The sequence below is a fragment of the Finegoldia sp. P1-F-LS genome, from assembly GCF_052932205.1.
Map to the genome: position 1 here is coordinate 1 of NZ_JBRFJH010000016.1, position 22,496 is coordinate 22,496.

At 31.2% G+C, this 22,496-nt stretch carries 17 protein-coding genes; 16 read left to right on the forward strand and 1 reads right to left on the reverse strand.

What is annotated here, in order from left to right; all coding sequences use genetic code 11:
• Positions 1–361 precede the first annotated feature (361 nt).
• The 5 genes from ACU68Y_RS08770 to ACU68Y_RS08790 all read left to right on the forward strand — a co-directional run bounded on the left by ACU68Y_RS08770 (position 362) and on the right by ACU68Y_RS08790 (position 8,589).
• Positions 362–1,612, forward strand: coding sequence for a dicarboxylate/amino acid:cation symporter (locus tag ACU68Y_RS08770; protein ID WP_446755902.1), 1,251 nt, complete (start codon positions 362–364; stop codon positions 1,610–1,612).
• 149 nt (positions 1,613–1,761) lie between these two features.
• On the forward strand, positions 1,762–3,732 hold the full coding sequence (gene uvrB, locus ACU68Y_RS08775; RefSeq protein ID WP_446755901.1) for an excinuclease ABC subunit UvrB: 1,971 nt from the start codon (positions 1,762–1,764) through the stop codon (positions 3,730–3,732).
• A 9-nt stretch (positions 3,733–3,741) separates the two neighbouring features.
• Positions 3,742–6,561, forward strand: coding sequence for an excinuclease ABC subunit UvrA (uvrA, locus tag ACU68Y_RS08780; RefSeq protein ID WP_446755900.1), 2,820 nt, complete (start codon positions 3,742–3,744; stop codon positions 6,559–6,561).
• Positions 6,562–6,622: 61 nt separating this feature from the next.
• Complete coding sequence (locus ACU68Y_RS08785) at positions 6,623–7,312, forward strand: response regulator transcription factor (RefSeq protein ID WP_446755899.1); 690 nt, start codon at positions 6,623–6,625, stop codon at positions 7,310–7,312.
• Positions 7,312–8,589, forward strand: a complete 1,278-nt coding sequence (locus ACU68Y_RS08790) for a histidine kinase dimerization/phospho-acceptor domain-containing protein (RefSeq protein ID WP_446755898.1) — start codon at positions 7,312–7,314, stop codon at positions 8,587–8,589. Before ACU68Y_RS08785 ends, ACU68Y_RS08790 begins: the two co-directional genes overlap by 1 nt.
• A gap of 40 nt (positions 8,590–8,629) precedes the next feature.
• Here the strand turns inward: ACU68Y_RS08790 and ACU68Y_RS08795 are convergent, their stop codons facing one another.
• Positions 8,630–11,560 (reverse strand): transglycosylase domain-containing protein, encoded by a 2,931-nt coding sequence (locus ACU68Y_RS08795; RefSeq protein WP_446755897.1) that lies wholly within the window; start codon positions 11,558–11,560, stop codon positions 8,630–8,632.
• Positions 11,561–11,687: 127 nt separating this feature from the next.
• On the opposite strand from ACU68Y_RS08795, the gene hflX reads away from it, so the two are divergent.
• The 11 genes from hflX to groL all read left to right on the forward strand — a co-directional run bounded on the left by hflX (position 11,688) and on the right by groL (position 22,327).
• Positions 11,688–12,935 (forward strand): GTPase HflX, encoded by a 1,248-nt coding sequence (gene hflX / locus ACU68Y_RS08800; protein ID WP_304140931.1) that lies wholly within the window; start codon positions 11,688–11,690, stop codon positions 12,933–12,935.
• Positions 12,932–13,576 (forward strand): YigZ family protein, encoded by a 645-nt coding sequence (locus ACU68Y_RS08805; protein WP_446755896.1) that lies wholly within the window; start codon positions 12,932–12,934, stop codon positions 13,574–13,576. The genes hflX and ACU68Y_RS08805 overlap by 4 nt, the downstream gene beginning before the upstream one ends.
• Before the next feature lie 39 nt (positions 13,577–13,615).
• On the forward strand, positions 13,616–14,341 hold the full coding sequence (gene nadE, locus ACU68Y_RS08810) for an NAD(+) synthase (RefSeq protein ID WP_304140935.1): 726 nt from the start codon (positions 13,616–13,618) through the stop codon (positions 14,339–14,341).
• Between the two features lie 12 nt (positions 14,342–14,353).
• A complete protein-coding gene (locus ACU68Y_RS08815) occupies positions 14,354–15,079 on the forward strand; it encodes a YebC/PmpR family DNA-binding transcriptional regulator (protein WP_002837880.1) in 726 nt (241 codons plus the stop codon).
• 2 nt (positions 15,080–15,081) lie between these two features.
• Positions 15,082–15,828: a prolipoprotein diacylglyceryl transferase gene (gene lgt / locus ACU68Y_RS08820; RefSeq protein WP_094225698.1), complete on the forward strand. Its 747-nt coding sequence runs from the start codon at positions 15,082–15,084 to the stop codon at positions 15,826–15,828.
• Between the two features lie 30 nt (positions 15,829–15,858).
• A complete protein-coding gene (locus tag ACU68Y_RS08825) occupies positions 15,859–16,452 on the forward strand; it encodes an SOS response-associated peptidase (protein ID WP_230958036.1) in 594 nt (197 codons plus the stop codon).
• A 228-nt stretch (positions 16,453–16,680) separates the two neighbouring features.
• Positions 16,681–18,078 carry a glycine--tRNA ligase gene (locus ACU68Y_RS08830; RefSeq protein ID WP_316057869.1) on the forward strand — a complete coding sequence of 466 codons (1,398 nt, stop codon included), beginning with the start codon at positions 16,681–16,683 and terminating at the stop codon, positions 18,076–18,078.
• 4 nt (positions 18,079–18,082) lie between these two features.
• Positions 18,083–19,348, forward strand: a complete 1,266-nt coding sequence (locus ACU68Y_RS08835; RefSeq protein WP_316532019.1) for a Glu/Leu/Phe/Val family dehydrogenase — start codon at positions 18,083–18,085, stop codon at positions 19,346–19,348.
• Positions 19,348–20,232 (forward strand): DNA-3-methyladenine glycosylase family protein, encoded by an 885-nt coding sequence (locus ACU68Y_RS08840; protein WP_316532020.1) that lies wholly within the window; start codon positions 19,348–19,350, stop codon positions 20,230–20,232. Before ACU68Y_RS08835 ends, ACU68Y_RS08840 begins: the two co-directional genes overlap by 1 nt.
• 177 nt (positions 20,233–20,409) lie before the next feature.
• Complete coding sequence (locus ACU68Y_RS08845) at positions 20,410–20,694, forward strand: co-chaperone GroES (RefSeq protein ID WP_002839153.1); 285 nt, start codon at positions 20,410–20,412, stop codon at positions 20,692–20,694.
• A 13-nt stretch (positions 20,695–20,707) separates the two neighbouring features.
• A complete protein-coding gene (gene groL / locus ACU68Y_RS08850) occupies positions 20,708–22,327 on the forward strand; it encodes a chaperonin GroEL (protein ID WP_446755895.1) in 1,620 nt (539 codons plus the stop codon).
• Positions 22,328–22,496: the final 169 nt, after the last annotated feature.

Genomic DNA, 22,496 nt, shown 5'->3' on the forward strand with positions numbered 1-22,496 from the left:
GGTAATATGGTTATAGCTCATAGTTAATCGCTCCTTTTAATATGTTTTGTTTGGTCACTTACATATTAACACAGCTGATTAGCTATGAGTTATTTTATGTTGCACTTGTTATGATAAATTATCTATACTAAAAATAGTTGGGAATTACGCAAGCTTGATAAAATATTATGATATTAATAATATTATATACGTTATTAAAATAAAATAACGCCAAGAATATAACAAAATTTAAACAAATCTATTAAAATAATATTGAATTACTTGCTCTTTTTTAAATTGTATTGTAAAATAATTTGGGTTAAAAAATGCAATATGTATTTTACATATAAAACAACATAAAATAAGGAGTGATTTAAAGAAAATGAGTAAAACTGAAAAGAAAAAACTAGGATTAATACCCAAATTATTAATCGCTATAGGATTAGGTACTTTAGCTGGTTTGTATATGCCTCAATGGTTCGTGAAGACTGCTGTAACATTCTCATCAATGTTCGGCGCATTTTTAAACTTCGTTATTCCACTTATGATTATCGCTTTTGTAACAAAAGGAATTGCTGATCTTGGAGAAGGAGCTGGAAAATTATTATTAGTAACTGTTGTAATTGCTTATGCATCTACTATTATTGGGGGATCATTATCATATGTTATGAGTTCAAATATATTCCCAGCATTTATTAGTCCGGACCAAGTTTCTAAGATTCAAGCGTCAACTAAGATAGGCATGGATCCATTTTTTGAAATTCCAATCAAACCATTTTTTGATGTAACTTCATCAATTATTTTTGCATTTATGATGGGAATTGCAATTTCATGGTTAAGAAAACATGGCAAAGGAGAATATTGCTACAATTTAGTAGGAGAATTTAATGAAATAATCACAAAAGTATTGTCAACTGCAATTGTACCATTATTACCTTTCTTTATATTTGGTAATTTTTCAAAAATGGCATTTACTGGATCTGTATTTGCAGTTCTTTCGATTTTCTGGAAGATATTCTTGTGTGTAATAGCACTTCACTTAATATATGTAGCAGTATTATTTATAATAAGTGGGACTTACACGAAGAAAAATCCTGTAAAACTTATCAAAAATCAAGTCAAAGGATATTTGACAGCAATAGGAACTCAATCATCTGTTGCCACAATTCCAGTTAACTTGGAATGTGCTAAACAAAATTCAGTAAGCAAAAGTATTAGAGATTTTGTAATTCCATTGGGAGCTACTGTTCATATGCCAGGTTCAATGATTACAATTACTGCTTGTACTTTTACAATATTAACAATGTATGGAATGAATCATTCTTACTTACTAATGTTAAGATATATGGCAATTCTTGGAATAGCTATGGTTGCTGCTCCAGGAGCTCCAGGTGGAGCAATTATGAGTGCATTGCCATTCTTGCCAGTAGTTGGAATTCCATCTGAAGGTGAACTTGCATCATTGTTGATGACACTTTATTTGACACAAGATTCATTTGGAACTGCTGCGAATATTTCTGGGGATACTGCAATCTCTGTAGCTATCGATAAAATATTCAACAGACATATTGTAAAGAATGATGAGTATAAAGATGGTTTTAATGAAAAAGTAATAAATGAAGAAGATCTTTAATAAAAATTTTGGCTAGGCTCTGTGAGCCTAGTTTTTGTTTAAGAAATTTTATTACATTTTTCGAGAATGAACACAAATTATTATTTATTGAATTAAAAATGCGAATGATATATAATGTTAAAGTAAAACATATGTTCAAGGGGTGAGTTATGGAATTTAAATTACATTCAAAATTCAAGCCTACAGGTGATCAACCGCAAGCGATTGATAAACTTGCAAATGGTTTGAAAAATGGAAAAAATCATCAAATTTTAAAAGGTGTTACTGGTTCTGGTAAAACTTTTACGATGGCAAATATTATTCAAAAAGTTCAAAGACCAACTTTGGTTATAGCTCACAATAAAACTTTAGCATATCAGTTAGCTAGTGAGTTTAGGGAATTTTTCCCAGAAAATGCGGTTGAATTTTTCGTTTCGTATTATGACTACTACCAACCAGAAGCATACGTTGTTCAATCGGATACTTATATCGAGAAAGATTCAAGTATTAATGAAGAATTAGATAAACTTCGCCACAGTGCAACCATGAGTTTGTTTGAGAGAAGAGATGTTATCATCGTATCTTCTGTTTCTTGTATTTACGGTTTGGGAGATCCAATTGATTACGAAAATTTGGTTATATCTTTGCGTCCTGGAATGGAAAAAGATAGAACTGAAGTTATGAAAAAGTTAATCGATATTCAATACGTTAGAAATGATATTAACTTTACTAGAGGAACTTTTAGAGTAAGGGGAGATAGCTTGGATATTTTCCCGGCATCAAGTGGTGAAAAAAGTGTTAGAATAGAATTTTTCGGTGATGAAATAGATAGAATTACTGAAATTGATGCATTAACTGGAGAAATTGTCGGAGAAAGAAATCACGTTGCAATTTATCCAGCGAGTCACTATGCAACAACTCAGAAAAAAGTTGAAAAGGCTATTGTAACTATAGAAGAAGAATTAGAAGATAGATTAAAGTACTTTAAAGATCACAATAAGTTGTTAGAGGCTCAAAGATTAGAGCAAAGAACAAGATACGATATAGAAATGCTAAAAGAAATGGGTTTTTGTACTGGAATAGAAAACTATTCAAGACATATGTCTCAGAGAAAACCTGGAAGCAGACCATATACTCTTATCGACTATTTTCCAAAAGATTTTGTAACTATGATTGATGAATCGCATGTTACTGTTCCACAAATTGGAGGAATGTACGAGGGAGATAGGTCAAGAAAAACGAGCCTAGTGGATTATGGTTTCAGATTGCCTTCTGCACTTGACAATCGTCCTTTAAAATTTAGTGAATTTGAATCGATGATGAATCAAGTAATTTATGTTTCAGCAACTCCAGGAAAGTATGAAAAAGCAAAAACTAATGAAGTTGTTGAGCAAGTTATAAGACCTACGGGATTATTAGATCCAAAAATTGAAGTTCGTCCAACAAAAGGACAAATTGATGATTTGGTTAGTGAAATCAATAAGACAATTGAAAAAGGCGAACGCGTTTTGATTACTACTCTTACTAAAAAAATGAGCGAAGATTTGACAAGATATCTTGAAGATTTGGATATTAAAGTAACTTATTTGCATTCAGATATTGATACGATTGAAAGAATGGAAATCATAAGAGATTTGCGAGAAGGAAAATACGATGTACTTGTGGGAATCAACCTTTTAAGAGAAGGATTGGATTTACCAGAGGTTTCATTGATTGCAATTTTGGATGCCGATAAAGAAGGGTTCTTGCGTTCAGAAACTTCTCTTATACAAACAATAGGTAGAGCTGCTAGAAATTCAAATGGTCACGTTATAATGTACGGTGATACTATTACAAGATCAATGGATGTGGCTATAACAGAAACTAATAGACGTAGAGAAATACAAGAAGAATACAACAAAGAGCACAATATTACTCCAACTACTATAAATAAATCTGTTAGAAAAAGAATTCAAAATACTTTTGTGGCAGAAGAAAATGAAAATTACGATGTTAATAAAGTTACAGAATTTTCAAAGGACGAAATCGAAGTTATTATCGAAAATTTGAACACAGAAATGTTAAAAGCTGCGGAAGAATTGGATTTCGAAAGAGCTGCTACACTTAGAGACCAAATAAGGAATTTGAAAAACACTTACTAAAGGAGCAAAATGAGTAAAGATAAAATTATTATAAAAGGTGCAAAGGAGAATAACCTTAAAAACGTGGACCTAACCATTCCTAGAAATAAAATGGTAGTCTTCACAGGTTTAAGTGGATCAGGTAAATCATCTTTAGCATTTGATACAATATATGCAGAAGGACAGCGAAGATATGTGGAATCTTTGAGTTCTTACGCACGCCAATTTTTAGGGCAAATGGACAAGCCGGATGTAGAATACATTGAAGGATTGTCACCTTCAATTTCGATAGATCAAAAAACGACTAACAACAACCCACGTTCAACAGTAGGAACTGTTACGGAAATATACGATTATTTTAGACTACTTTTTGCAAGAGTAGGAACTGCTTACTGTCCAGTTTGTGGAAAAGAGATTGTCAGCCAGACAGTAGATCAAATTGTAGATAGTGTGAAAGAATTAGAAGAACGTTCCAGAATTCAGATTTTAAGTCCTGTTGTAAAAGGCAAAAAGGGAGAATTCAAGAAACTTCTACAAAATTTGAGAAAAGATGGATTTATTAGAGCAATTGTAGATGGTGAGCAAATTGAATTAGCAGAAGATATCGAACTAGATAAAAACAAGAAACATGATATTGATGTAATTGTCGACAGAATTATAATTAAAGACGGAATTGATTCGAGACTTACAGATTCTATAGAAACTGCTCTTAGATTATCTGAAAACAATGTAAAAGTTGATGTTATAGGAAAAGAAGTAATTTCTTACAGCACATCGATGAGTTGTCCAGATGGTCACATTTCTTATGAAGAATTAGAACCAAGAGATTTCTCTTTTAACAACCCTTTCGGAATGTGTCCACATTGTAACGGACTTGGTTTTCATAAAAAAGTTGATGAAGACTTGGTTATTCCTAATATAGAGTTGTCGATTTCACAAGGGGCAATTGATCCTTATCAATCTTCAAAACCAGGTGGATATTATTATGAAATTATAAAAGCAATTGCTGATTCTTATGATTTTCCATTGGATAAACCAATTAAAGAAGCACCTAAGAAAATGATTAATGAGATTTTACATGGATCAAAGAAAAATCTTTCATTTATTTTTGATAGTCATTTTTCTGGAAGAAAAAAATTCAACGGAAAATTTGAAGGAGTTTTGAAAAATTTAGAAGAAAGATATAACAGAAGTACAACAGATTCTATGCATCAAAAAATAGGTGAGTACATGACAGATGTTGAATGCGATTATTGTCATGGGGCTAGATTGAAAGATGAGTATTTGTCAGTTCGTATAAATGAAAAAAATATTTATGAAATTTGCCAAATGCCAGTGAAAGATTCTCTTCAATGGTTCAAGGACTTAGAATTAGAAGAATCCAAGAAATTTATCGGTGATGAAATATTGAAGGAAATTATCAGCAGACTTCAATTTTTGAATGATGTAGGATTGGATTATCTTACTTTGGATAGATCTGCTTCTACTTTATCAGGTGGAGAATCGCAGAGAATTAGATTGGCAACGCAAATTGGATCTGCATTGGTCGGAGTTGTGTATGTATTAGATGAGCCATCAATCGGACTTCACCAAAGAGACAATGATAAATTGATTAAAGCACTTAGAAATTTGACTGATATCGGAAATACTTTAGTTGTGGTTGAACATGACGAAGACACAATGAAAGAATGCGATTATTTAGTAGACATTGGACCTGGAGCAGGGGTTCACGGAGGAGAAGTCGTAGCTTGTGGAACTATAGATGACATAATAAAAGAAAAAAGATCCATTACAGGGAAGTATTTGTCGGGCGAATTGGCAATTCCTGTTCCTGAACAAAGACGAAAGCCAAACGGATATTTAGAATTTAAAGGTTGCAAAGAAAATAACCTTAAAAACATAAATGCAAAATTTGCACTTTCATGTTTTAACTGTGTTACCGGAGTTTCAGGATCTGGAAAATCATCTTTGGTCAATGAAATTGTCTATAAAAAATTAGCTAGAGATTTGAATAATGCAAAGATGAAAAATGGTAAGTTTAAATCAGCGACTGGGATTGAGAATTTGGATAAGGTAGTACAAATAGATCAATCTCCAATTGGTAGAACTCCACGAAGTAATCCAGCAACTTATACGAAAGTATTTGACTTGATAAGAGATTTGTTTGCATCAACACCTGAAGCGAATATGAGAGGATATCAAAAAGGAAGATTCTCATTCAATGTGAAGGGTGGAAGATGTGAAGCTTGTAAAGGTGATGGAACTATAAAAGTGGAAATGCACTTTTTACCAGATGTTTATGTTCCTTGTGATGTTTGTAAGGGAAAAAGATACAATAGAGAAACTTTACAAGTAAAATACAAAGGCAAAAATATTGCTGATGTATTGGATATGACAATTGATGAAGCGTTAGAATTTTTCAGAAACTTCCCACCGATTAAAAACAAATTACAAACTTTACAAGATGTAGGTTTGGGATATATCAAATTGGGACAATCTTCAACAGAATTATCTGGCGGGGAAGCACAAAGAGTAAAGCTTGCCAGTGAATTATCTAAAAAAAGCACAGGAAAAACTGTGTATATTTTGGACGAACCAACTACTGGCCTTCACTCTGCCGATATAGATAAATTAATCGAAGTATTACAAAGACTTGTTGATCAAGGAAACACTGTTATTGTTATTGAACACAATTTAGATGTTATTAAGGTTGCGGATTATATTATTGATTTGGGGCCCGAAGGAGGAAATGGTGGAGGAGAGGTAATGTTCCAAGGAACTCCAGAAAAATTAATTAACAAGAAAAATTCTTATACAGGCCAATATTTGGCTCCAAAATTGAATCGTTAAATTTTTGTAATAATCACCTTCTGATTTTTAGTGTATAATAAAAGTTAAGAAGGTGATTTTTATGTACAATATTATGGTTGTCGATGACGAAAAAGACATAGTAAAAGCCATAGAAATATATTTAAAAACTGATAATTACAATGTACTGAAAGCTTATAATGGTTTTGATGCATTAGAATTAATGGAAAAGAATAAAATCGATTTATTTTTGGTAGACATAATGATGGAAGGAATGGACGGATTAGAACTAACACAAAAAATTCGAGAAGTTTCGAACGCGCCAATCATAATTTTGTCTGCAAAAAGCGAACTGAATGATAAGGTTATGGGATTGAATTTGGGTGCTGATGATTATATTATAAAACCTTTTGATGCTGTGGAATTATTGGCTAGAATCAAATCTTGTTTGAGAAGGTTAGAACTTAGCAAAGATAAATCATTAAATGGAAATATATTTTCAGCTGGAAGATTGACAATAAATGATGACAAAAAAGAAGTATTGATTGATGGAGAAGAAATAAAGCTAACTCCTTATGAATACGGAATTATTTTGCTATTATTGAAAAACAAAGGAATAGTATTCACATCAGAAGAAATATATGAAAATGTATGGGAAGCTCCACCTTATGATGTAAAAAAAATAGTTTCAGTCCACATTTCTAGACTGAGAGAAAAAGTTGAAATCAATCCTAGAAGACCAGATTTGATTAAATCTGTGTATGGAATGGGATATAAAATAGAGGACATTTAATGATAAAGTGGATTAAAAAAAGTTTTAGATCTATCGATGGTTACGTAGAAAAACAATTGGTAGATTTACTACTATATTTTAGTTTTGGTTTTATCCTTATATTCACTGTAGCATTTTTCATTGAAAATATAATTAATGTAGATAATTTTTCAGTTCTCATAACGCTGATTTATGCGTTTGTAGGGTTATTTTATTCTTTGATTAAAGTTGTAAGAACTATTTATAAGAAAAAAAAGAATGCTTTTTTGATATATCAATTTTTGAGTAATTTCAAGGGAAAATACTACAATATTTACGTTGAATCATTATTAACGTTGCTATTTCTAATGTACACAATGACAACAATTATGGTTTCAAATAGAAATTTATTTGGGATTATATTCATTGGAGCAATTTTAGCCAAAATTTACATTTCTATTTTGATTAATAATCTGGGGAAAATATTACTCAATAAAAAAGTAGAAGCTATGTATTCTGGAAAAGATATTGATGTGTTTATTGACGATGAAATATACAAGGATTCAGTATATTTGATTAACCATTTGCATGATTCAGTTATCAATACGATGCAAGATAAAATCAATTCAGAAAAAATGAAAACTGAACTTATAACTAATATATCACACGATATCAAAACACCATTAACGTCTATTATTAATTATGTGGATTTGCTAAACCACGAAACTGACGAATCAGAAAAGAAAAGATATATTGAAATTTTAGAATATAATGCTAAAAGACTAAAAACTATGGTAATTGATTTGATATACGCTTCCAAAACAGGAACAGGAAATATTGATCTTGAGATGGAAGTTGTGGAACTTAATGAATTAGTATTACAAGTTTATGGTCAATTTGACTCTGATTTTAATAAGATAGGTCTTGAATTCGATTATAATGATAAAAGAAAAACAGTTTTGATGATGACAGATGGTGCCAAGCTGTCTCGTGTAATTGAAAATATTTTTAGTAACATAGTAAAATATTCAAAACATAACACGAATGTTTACGGTGAATGCGATGTAGTAAATGATAATATTATCCTTAAATTTTCTAATGTTTGTAAAAATAAAATTGAAGTAAGTGCAGAAGAATTGATGGGACAATTCGTAAGAGGGGAAAGGTCACGCCATTCTGAAGGTAGTGGACTTGGATTGTATATTGCGAAGAATTTGATAGAATTGCTCGGAGGGACAAGTAAAATATCAATTGACGAAGATAGATTTATATATGAGATTAATTTTAAAGTTACTAGAAAGAAAAAAATGAGCAAATAAAAAAAGGTTAATTTTGGAAAAATCCAAAATTAACCTTTTTTTAATTTTTTTTATCATTTGACGAATCACGATCACGTTTACGATCTCGTTCTCTATTGTTTCTTTTGTTGTCCTTATCGTTGTCTTTGTTGTCTTTTTCGTCTTTGTCTTTGCCGTCTTTATCCTTGTCTTCCTTGTCTTCGTCTTCTTTATCTTCAGGTTTAAAAATATTGAAGATTGTCCTATCCGAATAACCAGGCATGCTGTATTTCCAGTCTTTAGGAATAATGTTGTTGTGTTCTGATGGTTTGTATGGAGGATCTCTTTTTATGAAAACTCCCCATCCTAATTCCCAAGGAGGAGTATTGTCAGTTGCCAACTTTCCATCGACCACATCAATTCGTTTAGATTCATACAAATCAGAAACTTCAGTAGGTTCTGTGCCTGCTTTGTAAATTTCTTCTTTTACAATTCCACGAGGATCTCTCCAACTATATTTGCTTGGTAATTTATTTGCCAAAGTATCAACTTTAACTCGTACAATTCCATCTGGTTCATCAAACTTAATCGGAATTTTATCTTCCAAAGTATATTTGTTGACTGCACTCCAAATTTGTACAACTTTTTTCTGGCTGATTTGAGTCATCTTCAATTGTTGATTATCAAATCCCAACCAAGTACTAATTGTGTAGTAAGGGCTCATTCCAACGAACCATACGTCTTGATAGTCGGTTGTCGTACCAGTTTTTCCACCGATATCGAATCCGTCTAACCTTGCATATTTTGAGTAGTTGTAATCTGTAGAAGTTCTAAGAATATCTCTCATTATATATGCGATTTGAGGACTTACAACTTCATTTTGTTTTTGAGGATTATCTATTATAACTTTTCCTAAACTATCAGTAACTTTTGTAAATGAAATAGGCTCTCTGTATTGTCCACTGTTATTAATTGCATTATATGCTCCCGCCATTTCAACAGGTGTAAATCCTTTAGTTAATGAGCCAAGTGCCATTGCTGATGTGTTTTCATCGTTTTCTGAAGTATTTTCAGCTGCACTTATATAGTTATCTGCTTTAGGATTTTTTGCGTTAATTAATCCGAATTTTTCTAGATAAGTTTTCGATTTTTCAATTCCGATATCTTCCAAAACTTTTACGGCGGTAACATTGATCGAGTTTTCAACTGCATATCGGAATGAAACTAAACCTTCGTAACCTTCGTACCAGTTTTTAGGCCATAATTCGTGTTTCTCATTATAATGTGGCAAATCATCTAGGCCTGATGCAGGAGAGTATCCATTGTCCAATGCAGGAGTGTACACTCCCAAAGGTTTCATACTAGAACCAACTTGCCTAGGAATATCCGAAGCTCTGTTAGTAGTATCTTTATTATCTGAATATCTTCCGCCAACTAATGCTTTGATTTGGCCAGTTGATTTATCAATGACAACACTTGATGATTGTGGTTGTTTGATTCCATCTTCATTTATAGTGTAGAAATCTTTATTAAAAATCAAATTATCGTTGTTGTCATATTTTATTAAATTTGGATTATCTTTGATATATTGACTTGAAATTGTTATATTACCTTCACCATCTGTGTTAAGATTTTTCTTACCAATATTAATCGAAGATATTTTATGTGTTACTAAATTATTGCTGTCATTTACTGAATAATAATCTTTCAAATCTAAGTAATTTCCATATTGTTTTACTTTTATTGATTTTGAATAATTAAATGTTATAGACCCATCTGGGTTTTTAGTGTATTGTTTTGGAGAAATAAAGAATTCATCATTGTCGTTAATTATATTTTCCTTTCTAAAATAAATTACTTCATCTAATGCATTCGTAATATTTCTTCCGTCATCACTTGACCATTTTAACAAATTTGCTGATGAGCCATCGGATATAATATCATCGACTTTTTTGTCATACAATTTTTCCAAATTACTTTGCATATTCATGTCAACACATGAATATATCTTTAAACCACCATTTATAAGTTTGCTTTTAGCTTCTTGTTGCGAGTATCCTTTTTCTATGAGTTTTGCAATAACTTGTTCGTAGATAATATCTGAATAGTAATTGGACAAGTTATCGACGTTTTTTATACCTGGTTTAATATTCGCTACTATATTTTCTTGAAGAGCTGTTTCGTATTCTTCCTTAGTTATTTTCTTATTTTCTAACATTTTTTTAAGAACGTAATCTCTTCTGTCGATAGTTTGTTGGTTGTAAACAGCTTTGTAAGTCTCACCGCTTAATGTAACTTCACCGACAATTTTTGATTGGTCTTTTACTTGACCTGGTTCAATAGCCTTGTATAGCGCTAAATTAGTAGGACTCTTTACGATTCCTGCTAGAGTAGCACATTCTGATAAAGTTAGTTCATTTATGTTTTTCTTGAAATAAATTTCAGAAGCTGCTTGAACTCCATAAGCATTTTGGCCCAAGAAAACAGTATTCATATACGTTTCCAAAAGTTTTTCTCTGCCTAAATAGTTTGTCAATTCCATTGCCAAGTAAGCTTCTTTGAATTTTCTATCAAATGATTTTTCATTAGTTAAGTACAAATTACGAGCCAATTGTTGTGCTAAAGTACTCGCTCCACGTTTCATAGAACCTGATCTTAAATTATCAAAAATAGCCGATGTAATACCAATAGGATCTACACCATTGTGTTTGTAAAATCTTTCATCTTCTACAGAGGTGAAAGCATCCATCATATATTTTGGTATTTTATCTAATTTAACAACCTCTCTATATTCAGTGGTCTTGATTTTTTCGATTAAATTTCCATCCTGATCCAAAATTTCTGATGTTTGATTCATCATATTATTTATTTCTTCGGGATTAACTTTAGGAGCTAACTGCATGGCGCGTACTCCGGCCACTCCGATTAGTCCACCAACAAATGCAAATATACAAATCAAACATAATATTAAAATTTTTATGGATTTCAATATTATATTTTTATCTTTATTCATAAATTCCTCCATAAAATGTATATAAACTATTATACCACAAAGTGTTGATTCAACATATATTCCAAGATTTACAATGCACATTTTACTTAAGTGAAGATTATTATATAATATAGATAAAGGAGCAACAATGAAAGAAAAAACAATTTTAGTTTATTTTGAATTCAAAAATAAAAAAATAAACGATGAAGATATAGGAGAAATGGAAAGTTTGATTGAATCATCTGGCGGTGAAGTCTGCGCTATCTCAGAAGTTCGAAAAAATTCCATCGATTCGAAATATTTTATTGGTAAAGGAAAATGTCTGGAGATAAAAGATGCTGCAGAAAAATTAGATGTAACTACTTTAATATTTAATGTAGAATTATCTGGCTCAAATATTAAAAATTTGGAAGATATTACTGGACTTAAAATAGTTGATAAAACAAATTTGATTTTGGATATATTTGCAAGCAGAGCGAAAACAAAACAAAGTGTGCTTCAAGTTGAACTGGCAGAATACAAATACAGGCTTCCAAGATTGATTGGCTTCAGAGACCATTTATCTAGAACTGGTGGTGGAATTGGAACTAGAGGTCCAGGGGAAACAAAACTCGAGGTAGACAGAAGAACTATTCAAAAGAAAATTGACAACATAAAACGCGAATTAAAAAGTATCGACAAAAGTCAAGAAAATATGAGAAAACAAAGACTTAAATCCGATATAAAAATGGTGAGTATGGTTGGATACACAAATGCTGGTAAATCTACATTATCTAATAAATTGGTGAATTTCTACAAAGATAAATATACCGAAGAATTTGAAACAGAAGATTTGCTTTTTAAAACTTTGGATACCACTTTAAGAAAATGTACATTACCGAATAAAAAGCAATGCCTCGTAATTGATACAGTAGGTTTCATTAAAGATATTCCTACAGATTTAATTGAAGCATTTAAGTCAACGCTACTGGATTTGAAACATTCTGATTTAATATTATTTGTATTAGATTCTTCTAGTTCTGATCTGGACAATCAAATAACTACAACTATGGACATATTAAAAGAACTAAAAGTATTAGACAAACCTATGGTTACTGTATTCAATAAATCCGACAAGAATCCTAATGTGATTTTTCCATATAATTTAGATAATAAAATAAAGATATCAGCTTTTAATGATAAAGATATAGAAAAGTTATTGTATAAAATTCAAGAAGAGTTATATGGCAATTATAAATGTGTTAATATGAAATTTGACTACAATCATCAGGACGTTTTGAATGCTGTTTTACAAAATTTCAAATGTGGAGATGTGTCTTATAATAATGATGATGTAAGTCTTGAGGTTGAAATCTCTGAATCAGAAATAGAAAAATATAAGGAATTTATAATATGAAAAAATATAGAAGCGTTCACAAAAGCGTACCTTTTTCTTTTATTATCAATAAATCTGAATTTATTGGAAATTGTAAGTTTGTTGAAACAGAAGAAGAAGCACTGGAATTTGTGGATAGCATAAAATCAAAATACAGTGATGCAACTCACAATTGTTCAGCTTATGTTATTGGAAAAGATAAATTAACTCAAAGATTTGACGATGACGGAGAGCCTTCACAAACAGCAGGAATTCCAATTCTTGAAGTCATAAAAAAAGAAGATTTAACTAATGTTTGTGTTGTTGTTACAAGATACTATGGTGGCATTAAACTTGGAGCTGGTGGACTTATAAGAGCATACACAAAAGCATCTAGTGAGTGTTTGAATGAGTCGGTTATTGTAGACAAGAAAATATTTAGAAAATTTCAGATAGAATTTGATTACACAAATGTTGGAAGTATTGAAAATTTTTTGATGAATAATGATATTTACGTTGCTGATAAACAATACTCGGACAAAGTTGTATTCGGTATTTTATTAGATGAAGATAAGTATGAAGAAGTAAAAGGCAAATTAATTGATTTGACAAGCGATAATATAAAGTTTACAATGATTGAATTTACTTATCAATCATCTTTAAATGATAAGTTAATATTTTAAAATGATTTAAATTGTGATAAAATTTGAGGGTGGATTAAAATGAATTACGCAAAATTATGTGAAGATTTAACAAAATGGATAAAAGAAGAAGTTGAATCTGCTAATCTAAAAGGAGCTGTTTTTGGAATTAGTGGTGGAATAGATAGTGCTGTGTTAGCTTGTTTGTGCAAAAAAGCTTTTGGAGATAACGCATTAGGTTTGATTATGCCAATAAAAAGCAATCCAAAAGACGAAGAAGATGCAAGAATATTAGCAAAAGCAATTGGTTTGAGATTTACAAAAGTTGATCTTAATGAAAGTTACGATGCTTTGATTGGAACTTTTGAAAAAAATTCTGTGGAAATGGCTGCATCAAATATTAAGCCAAGACTTAGAATGATAACTTTGTACTATTACGCACAAAATAACGAATATATGGTGTTATCTGGATCAAATCGTTCGGAGTTTATGACTGGATATTTTACAAAATACGGAGATAGTGGAGCTGATCTTATGCCACTATTGAATTTGTACAAGACAGATATTTTCGAAATGGCAAAAGTTTTGGGCATTCCAGATGTCATTATCAACAAAAAACCTAGTGCTGGTTTGTGGGAAGGTCAAACAGATGAAGATGAGTTTGGATTTACCTACGAAGAGTTGGATGATTATTTGATGAATAATTCAAACACGAAATCCAAAGATTTGATTGATAAAAAGATTAAACAAAGCGAACATAAAAGAAAATTTGCGAAATCATTTGAATTCGATAGAAGAAATTATTAAGGATGTGATTTTATGTCAGGACATAATAAATGGAGTAAAATAAAAAATAAAAAAGGCAGTGAAGACGCTAGAAGAGGCAAAATATTCACTAAGATGGCGAGAGCAATAACTGTTGCTGTTAGAGAAGGTGGAGCAGATCCAGAATACAACCCTAGTTTAAAATCTGTTATAGAAAAAGCTCGTGCAGAAAATATGCCTAACGATAACATAGACAGAGCAATCAAAAAAGCGAGTGGCGACGGAGATTCTGCAAACTATGAAAACATAGTCTACGAAGGATATGGTCCAGAAGGAGTTGCGGTTATAGTTGAATGCTTGACAGATAATAGAAACAGAACCGCTTCAGATGTTAGACATTATTTCGATAAATTCGGCGGAAATCTTGGACAAAACGGATCTGTATCATTTATGTTCCAAAGAAAAGGTCTGTTATTAATCGATGCAGATTCTTTGGATGAAGAAGAAGTAATGATGGACAGTTTAGATGCTGGTGCAGAAGATTTTGAAGCTGATGATGGAATTTTTGTAATTAACACAGCAATGGAAGATTTCGCACAAGTAAGAGATACTTTATTAGAAAAAGGATATAAATTCGTAAAATCTGATTTGGTTTATGAACCATCAAATTACGTTAAGATTAACGACGAATCAAATGTCGATAAGATGGAAAAGCTAATAGATAATCTTGAAGATAGTGATGATGTTCAACAAGTAAGTCATAATTGGGATAACGAATAAAAATGGACAGAGTAGCTTTTTCGATTTTTGGAATAGATATAATGTGGTATGGAATATTGATTACTTTAGGGGTGATTTTGGGCTATGTTGTAGCTGTAAAGTTAGCCAAGATGGAAAATATTTCAGAAAATACCATATTGGACATTTTAGTTTGGGCACTTCCTCTTGCAATTGTAGGAGCGAGGGCTTATTATGTAATATTTGAATGGGACTATTATTCCAAGAATTTAGGAGAAATCATAGACATTCGCGGTGGTGGATTAGCGATTTATGGGGGAATAATTGCCGCAGTTATTACTTGTTACGTTATTTGTAAAAAGAAAAATCTTAAATTTTTGAAGTTGCTGGATATTTTTATGCCTGCGATTGCTTTGGGACAAGCAATTGGTAGATGGGGTAATTTTATTAACAAAGAAGCCTATGGTACTCCAACTAATCTTCCTTGGGCAATTACAATAGATGGTGTAAAAGTTCATCCTACATTCTTATATGAATCACTAGGAGATTTTCTAATATTTTTACTATTGGTGTATGTATTTAAGAATAGGAAGAAATTCAATGGTCAAATTACTAGTATGTACATGATTTTGTACGGAATATTGAGATTTTTCGTAGAAGGACTCAGAACAGACAGCTTGTACATTGGTGCATTAAGGGTGAGCCAATTAGTAAGTATCGCGATTATAATTGCAGGAGTAATCTTACAAATCAAATACAAAAAGCAAATTATTAAGTCAGATGAAAAATAAATCATCTGGCTTTTTAAACATTTTAAAGAGGTGATATATTTGTGTTCTAGATTTGAACTAAATATAAATGAACTTGATTTATTAAAAAGATACAATAAAAAACAAATCACAAAATTCAAACCAAAAGAAGAAGTCTTTCCGGGTCAACAAATTTTAACTTTGTGCGACGATTTTGATTACATGAGGTGGGGAATTGATGTTGATTTTATGAAAAAATCTATAATAAATTCGAGGATAGAAAAGATTTATACTTCAAAGTTTTTTAAGGAAGATTTTGAATACAGAAGATGTTTGATTCCTGCGACAGCTTTTTTTGAGTGGAATCAAAAAAATAAAGATAAATATAGACTAACCGTTGAAAATCAAAAAATATTTTCTATTGCAGGCATTTTCAGAGAATATAAAAGTCAAGAAACGAGCATTAGACATGTTAGTATGCTTACGACAGAAGCAAAAGGTTCAATGTCTGAAATCCACACTCGAATGCCAATTATATTGCCGCAATCTTTTGAACAAATATATTTGACCGGAAAAAATCATGAAGAAATTCACGAGTTTTTATTTAAAAATTACATTGATTTAGAATTGGAAAATTTATCAGACAGTCAATTAACATTTTTGTAATTTTATGATATAATTTATATGAATATTGAAAAGCGAAGAAGGATAAATAATATAACATATACAGAGAGTTAATGTGTGGTGAAAATTAACAAGTTATAACGGCAATCTGGAGCTAATAATTCTAAGAGTGATGTTTATCATAATTAGGGTGGAACCGCGGAAATTACATTTCGTCCCTGAAGTTTTACTTCGGGGATTTTTTATTATTCAAAAAAATGGAGGGTTTTTATGAAAAACGAAGAGAAAACTATGGAAAAAATAGTGAGCCTGTGTAAATCAAGAGGGATAATATTTCCTGGCAGTGAAATCTATGGAGGATTATCAAATACTTGGGACTATGGTTCTTTAGGAGTTGAAATAAAAAATAATATTAAAAGAGCTTGGTGGAAAAAATTTATACAACAAAGTCCTTATAATGTTGGTTTGGATGCAGCTATACTTATGAATCCTCAAACTTGGGTAGTTTCAGGTCATGTTGGTGGATTTTCCGACCCATTAATTGATTGTAAAGAATGTAAATCTAGATTTAGAGCAGATAAATTAATTGAAGATTATTACATGAACGAAAAAAATGAAGAAATTATTGGATTAGATGGAAAATCTGAGCAAGAATTGTTAGATATTATAGAAAAAGAAGACATTAAATGTCCTGAATGTGGTAAACACAATTTCACAGACATTAGAAAATTCAACTTGATGTTCAAAACTTTCCAAGGAGTTACTGAAGATAATAAATCAGAAATATATTTGAGACCAGAAACTGCACAAGGTATTTTTGTGAATTTTAAAAACGTTCAAAGAACATCTAGAAAAAAGGTTCCTTTTGGAATTGGCCAAATAGGTAAATCATTTAGAAACGAAATTACTCCAGGTAACTTTATTTTTAGAACAAGAGAATTTGAACAAATGGAATTAGAATTCTTCTGTAAACCTGGAACTGATTTAGAATGGTTTGATTACTGGAGAAACTTCTGTAAAGAATTTTTATTGAATTTAGGAATTAGAGAAGAAAATCTAAGATTAAGAGACCACTCTCAAGAAGAGTTATCATTCTATTCAAAAGCTACAACAGATTTTGAATATCTGTTCCCATTTGGATGGGGAGAATTGTGGGGAATTGCTGATAGAACAGATTACGATTTGTCTAAACACAGTGAAGGCTCTGGAGAAAAGTTGGAATATATGGATCCTACTACAAACGAAAAATATATTCCATATTGCATAGAACCATCTGTTGGTGTAGACAGAATGTTCTTATCTTTCTTGTGCGATGCATATGATGAAGAACAGTTAGAAGATAACACAACAAGAACTGTTTTGAAAATTCATCCTGCTTTAGCAGCTTATAAAGTTGCAGTACTTCCATTAACTAAAAAGCTAAATGATAAAGCAATGGAAATTTATAATGAATTAGCTAAGAATTTCATGACTCATTTTGATGATGCTGGTTCAATTGGTAAGAGATACAGAAGAGAAGATGAAGCCGGAACACCATACTGTGTAACTATAGATTTTGATACATTAGAAGATAATACAGTTACTATCAGAGATAGAGACACTATGGAGCAAAAGAGAATGACAGTTGAAGAAATTATTGAATTTGTAAATAAAGAAATGGAGTTTTAATTATATGACAGAAACATTGAATCCATTGGAAAATGCAAGATATCAAATAAAAAAGGCTTGTGAGATTTTAAAGTTAGACGATAGCGTTTATGAATTATTGAAAGATCCTTACAGAGTAATTGAAATTAATATTCCAGTAAAAATGGATGATGGATCAATGAAAGTATTCAAAGGTTATAGATCACAACACAATAATGCTATGGGTCCTACTAAAGGTGGATTGAGATTTAGAGAAGATGTTAATTTGGATGAAGTCAAAGCTTTGTCTATATGGATGACATTTAAATGTCAAGTAACAAATTTACCTTATGGTGGAGGAAAAGGTGGAATAATTGTTGATCCATCAAAGCTTTCTGAAGGCGAATTAGAAAGATTATCCAGAGGATTTGTAGATGGAATGTACAAATATTTAGGAGAAGATTTTGATATCCCAGCTCCCGATGTTAATACAAACGGAAAAATCATGAGTTGGATGGCTGATGAATACAACAAATTAACTGGTACTAATCAAATTGGAACTTTTACTGGAAAACCAATTGAATTTGGTGGATCATTGGGTAGAACCGAAGCTACAGGATTTTCGGTTGCTTTAAGTGCAAAAAAAGCTGTTTTAAATTTGGATAAAAAACTAGAAGAAACGACCGTTGCATTACAAGGATTAGGCAATGTTGGTATCTATACTTTAAAATATGTGCTTGAACATGGTATGAAAGTCAAATACATCATGGAATACAATAAGCAAAGAGGAGTATTTGCAATTCACAAGGAAGACGGATTCAACTTTGAAGAATGCTATGAAATCTCTCAAACACAAGATAAAGATTTTGCTAGCATTGAAGGATGCGAAGTAATTTCAAATGAGGAATTTTTCGCAGCTGATGTTGATGTTTTGATTCCTGCTGCTTTGGAAAATGCAATTACAACTGAAAATGTTAATTCAATTAAAGCGAAAATCATTGTAGAAGGTGCAAATGGACCTATAACAAAGGATGCAGATGAAATCTTAAACGAAAAAAATGTAGTTATTGTTCCTGATATTTTAGCAAATTCTGGTGGAGTAACAGTATCTTATTTCGAATGGGTACAAAACAAAGCTGGATATTACTGGTCAGAAGAAGAAGTAAGAGACAAGGAATACCGATTGATTGACAAATCATTTGATGAAATTTGGGCTTTATCTAAAAAACTTAATATAACATTGAGACAAGCTGCTTATGTAAATTCAATCAAAAAGATTAACAATACTATGAAAATACGCGGATGGTATTAATGCAAGCAAAAATAGAATTTGATGATGAATTAAAACTTACAAAAATCAAACAATCATCTTTTAACCCTACCCACATTTTTGAATGTGGGCAGGCTTTTAGATGGTACAAAGAAGACGATATGTCATATACAACAATTGATGGGGACATGTACTGCAATGTAAGTTTAGTAGGAGATTACGTATATATTAAAAACTGCACAGAAGAAGATTACTATAAAAAATGGGAAAATTATTTTGATTTAAAGACTAATTATACAAAGATAAAAGAAAAATTATCATTTAATGAAACTTTAAAAAACGCATTAGAATATGGTGATGGAATTAGAATTTTAAATCAGGATAAATTTTCAACTATAATTTCATTTATTATATCGGCAAACAATCAAATACCAAGAATTATGAAATCCGTAAATATCATTTGTGAAAATTACGGAAAATTTTTGGGAGATTTTAACGGTAGGAAATTATATTCTTTTCCTAAGCCTGAAGATTTAGCAAAAGTACCAGTAGAAGAAATGAGAGAAGTGTGCAGAGTAGGATTTAGAGATAAAAGAATTGTGGACGTGTCAAAAATGGTTGCAAATAACGAATTTGATATTTTGGAGATCGACAAATTATCAAATGAAGAATTGAGAAAAGAATTAATCAAGCTTCCTGGAGTTGGACCAAAAGTTGCTGATTGTATTATGCTTTTTTCATACAACAGACACAATACATTTCCTGTTGACGTATGGATCAAAAGAGTTATGGAGTATTTGTTCATTAAGGAAGAAACGAATAAGAATTTAATTGCAAAATATGCAGATGATTTGTTTGGAGAATATGCAGGATATGCACAACAATATTTATTCTACTATGGAAGAGAAAATACAATTGGAAAATAACCATTAAAATCAAATAATAAAAAAAGACATAAAAGGATAAAAACTGAAATAAATACAGATATCTTTGCTTAAACACTGATAAATATGCTTGATAAAAACAAAAGAGTGGTTTATTATATAAGAGTATTAACACTCATCAAGTTTGAGTGCTAACAAAAGTTTCTGAAGGAGGATATTATGAATTTAAAACCTATTGGCGATAGATTAGTATTAAAAAAGCAAGAAAAAGAAGAAGAAAAAACATTCTCTGGAATAGTTCTCCCTTCTTCAGCCAAAGAAGCTCCTGTTTATGCAGAAGTTTTAGCTATTGGTTCTGAAGTAGAAGAAGATGAAAAAATGAAAGGCAACATTAAAGTTGGAGATAAAGTTATATACTCAAAATATGCTGGAACAGAAATAAAACTAGAAGATACAGATTATATTCTAGTAAAATATGAAGATATTCTAGCAGTTGTAGAATAGGAGGATAAATTTTATGGCAAAACAAATTAAATTTTCAGATGATGCTCGTAAAAGCATGGTAGAAGGTATTAATAAATTATCAGATACAGTTAAAGTAACATTGGGACCAAAAGGCCGCAATGTAGTTTTAGATAAAGAATACGGCGCACCATTGATTACAAATGATGGTGTTTCAATTGCAAGAGAAATTGAACTTGAAGATGAATACGAAAACATGGGTGCACAATTAGTAAAAGAAGTTGCGACAAAAACAAATGACGTAGCAGGTGATGGTACAACTACTGCAACACTTTTAGCCCAAGCTATTATTAGAGAAGGATTGAAAAACTTAGCAGCTGGTGCTAATCCTATAGTTTTGCAAAAAGGTATAAGAAAAGCTGTTGAGAAGTCTGTAGAAGCTATCAAAGCTAGAAGTCACAGCGTTACTACAAAAGAGGAGATTGCTAATGTTGGTAGCGTATCAGCTGCAGATGAAACTATTGGAAAACTAATTGCAGAAGCTATGGAAAAAGTTGGAAACAATGGTGTAATTACTGTTGAGGAATCAAAATCTATGGGAACTACATTAAATGTTGTAGAAGGTATGGAATTCGATAGAGGATATGTTTCTCCTTACATGGTTTCTGATTCAGACAAAATGGTTGCAGCAATGGAAGATCCATTCATTTTAGTTACTGACAGAAAAATTACAAATATTCAAGATATATTGCCATTATTAGAACAAGTTGTTCAACAAGGTAAGCCATTATTTATAATCGCTGAAGATGTTGAAGGTGAAGCACTAGCAACATTAGTTTTAAATAAAATCAGAGGAACTTTCAATTGTGTAGCTGTAAAGGCACCAGGATTCGGAGATAGAAGAAAAGAAATGCTTGAAGATATTTGCATTTTAACTGGAGCACAATTAATTACAGAAGATTTGGGAATCGAATTAAAAGATGCATCATTTGATATGCTTGGAAGAGCAAGAAAAGTTAATGTATCAAAAGATAAAACAACAATTGTTGATGGTAACGGCGACCAATCAAAAATTGAAGAAAGAATTAACCAAATCCAAAACAGAATTCCTGAAACTGATTCTGAATACGATAGAGAAAAACTACAAGAAAGATTAGCAAAATTATCTGGTGGAGTTGCAGTAATTGAAGTCGGAGCAGCTACAGAAACAGAATTAAAAGAAAAAAAATTGAGAATAGAAGACGCTCTTGCAGCTACAAGAGCAGCAGTTGAAGAAGGAATTGTAGCTGGTGGTGGAACAATTCTATTAGATATTATTGAAGAAGTTGAAAAACTTGTCGATGACGTTGAGGGTGATGAAAAAACAGGCGTTAAAATAATTTTAAAAGCATTAGAAGAACCTGTAAAACAAATCGCAATTAATGCTGGAATCGACGGCTCAGTAATAGTAGAAAATGTAAAAAACAAAGATAAGGGTATCGGATTTGATGCATACAAAGGCGAATATGTAGATATGTTAAAAGCAGGAATTGTAGATCCAACAAAAGTAACATTATCTGCATTACAAAATGCAGCATCGGTTGCAAGTCTATTATTAACAACAGAAGCAGCAGTTGTAACAATAAAAAAAGACGAGCCAGCTATGCCTCAACCAGGTCCAGGCGCTTATATGTAATAAATCAAAGATGAGGATATATATTCCTCATCTTTTTTTATGGACGAATTGTCAAATCAAATGCAACACTTATGGTAAGAAACCAAAAAGTTCTTCTTTAGGTGTTTTATATTGTATACATTTTCTAGGTCTATTATTCATTAAACTTAAGTTATCATTTAAATCATTA

Bases quoted from the DNA above. Each gene is read 5' to 3' on its own strand.
- ACU68Y_RS08785 (WP_446755899.1), top strand. From the start codon at position 6,623: ATGTACAATATTATGGTTGTCGATGACGAAAAAGACATAGTAAAAGCC.
- uvrA (WP_446755900.1), top strand. From the start codon at position 3,742: ATGAGTAAAGATAAAATTATTATAAAAGGTGCAAAGGAGAATAACCTT.
- ACU68Y_RS08840 (WP_316532020.1), top strand. From the start codon at position 19,348: ATGCAAGCAAAAATAGAATTTGATGATGAATTAAAACTTACAAAAATC.
- lgt (WP_094225698.1), top strand. From the start codon at position 15,082: ATGGACAGAGTAGCTTTTTCGATTTTTGGAATAGATATAATGTGGTAT.
- ACU68Y_RS08815 (WP_002837880.1), top strand. From the start codon at position 14,354: ATGTCAGGACATAATAAATGGAGTAAAATAAAAAATAAAAAAGGCAGT.
- uvrB (WP_446755901.1), top strand. From the start codon at position 1,762: ATGGAATTTAAATTACATTCAAAATTCAAGCCTACAGGTGATCAACCG.
- ACU68Y_RS08830 (WP_316057869.1), top strand. From the start codon at position 16,681: ATGAAAAACGAAGAGAAAACTATGGAAAAAATAGTGAGCCTGTGTAAA.
- ACU68Y_RS08805 (WP_446755896.1), top strand. From the start codon at position 12,932: ATGAAAAAATATAGAAGCGTTCACAAAAGCGTACCTTTTTCTTTTATT.
- nadE (WP_304140935.1), top strand. From the start codon at position 13,616: ATGAATTACGCAAAATTATGTGAAGATTTAACAAAATGGATAAAAGAA.
- ACU68Y_RS08770 (WP_446755902.1), top strand. From the start codon at position 362: ATGAGTAAAACTGAAAAGAAAAAACTAGGATTAATACCCAAATTATTA.
- ACU68Y_RS08835 (WP_316532019.1), top strand. From the start codon at position 18,083: ATGACAGAAACATTGAATCCATTGGAAAATGCAAGATATCAAATAAAA.
- ACU68Y_RS08845 (WP_002839153.1), top strand. From the start codon at position 20,410: ATGAATTTAAAACCTATTGGCGATAGATTAGTATTAAAAAAGCAAGAA.
- groL (WP_446755895.1), top strand. From the start codon at position 20,708: ATGGCAAAACAAATTAAATTTTCAGATGATGCTCGTAAAAGCATGGTA.
- hflX (WP_304140931.1), top strand. From the start codon at position 11,688: ATGAAAGAAAAAACAATTTTAGTTTATTTTGAATTCAAAAATAAAAAA.
- ACU68Y_RS08790 (WP_446755898.1), top strand. From the start codon at position 7,312: ATGATAAAGTGGATTAAAAAAAGTTTTAGATCTATCGATGGTTACGTA.
- ACU68Y_RS08795 (WP_446755897.1), bottom strand. From the start codon at position 11,560: ATGAATAAAGATAAAAATATAATATTGAAATCCATAAAAATTTTAATA.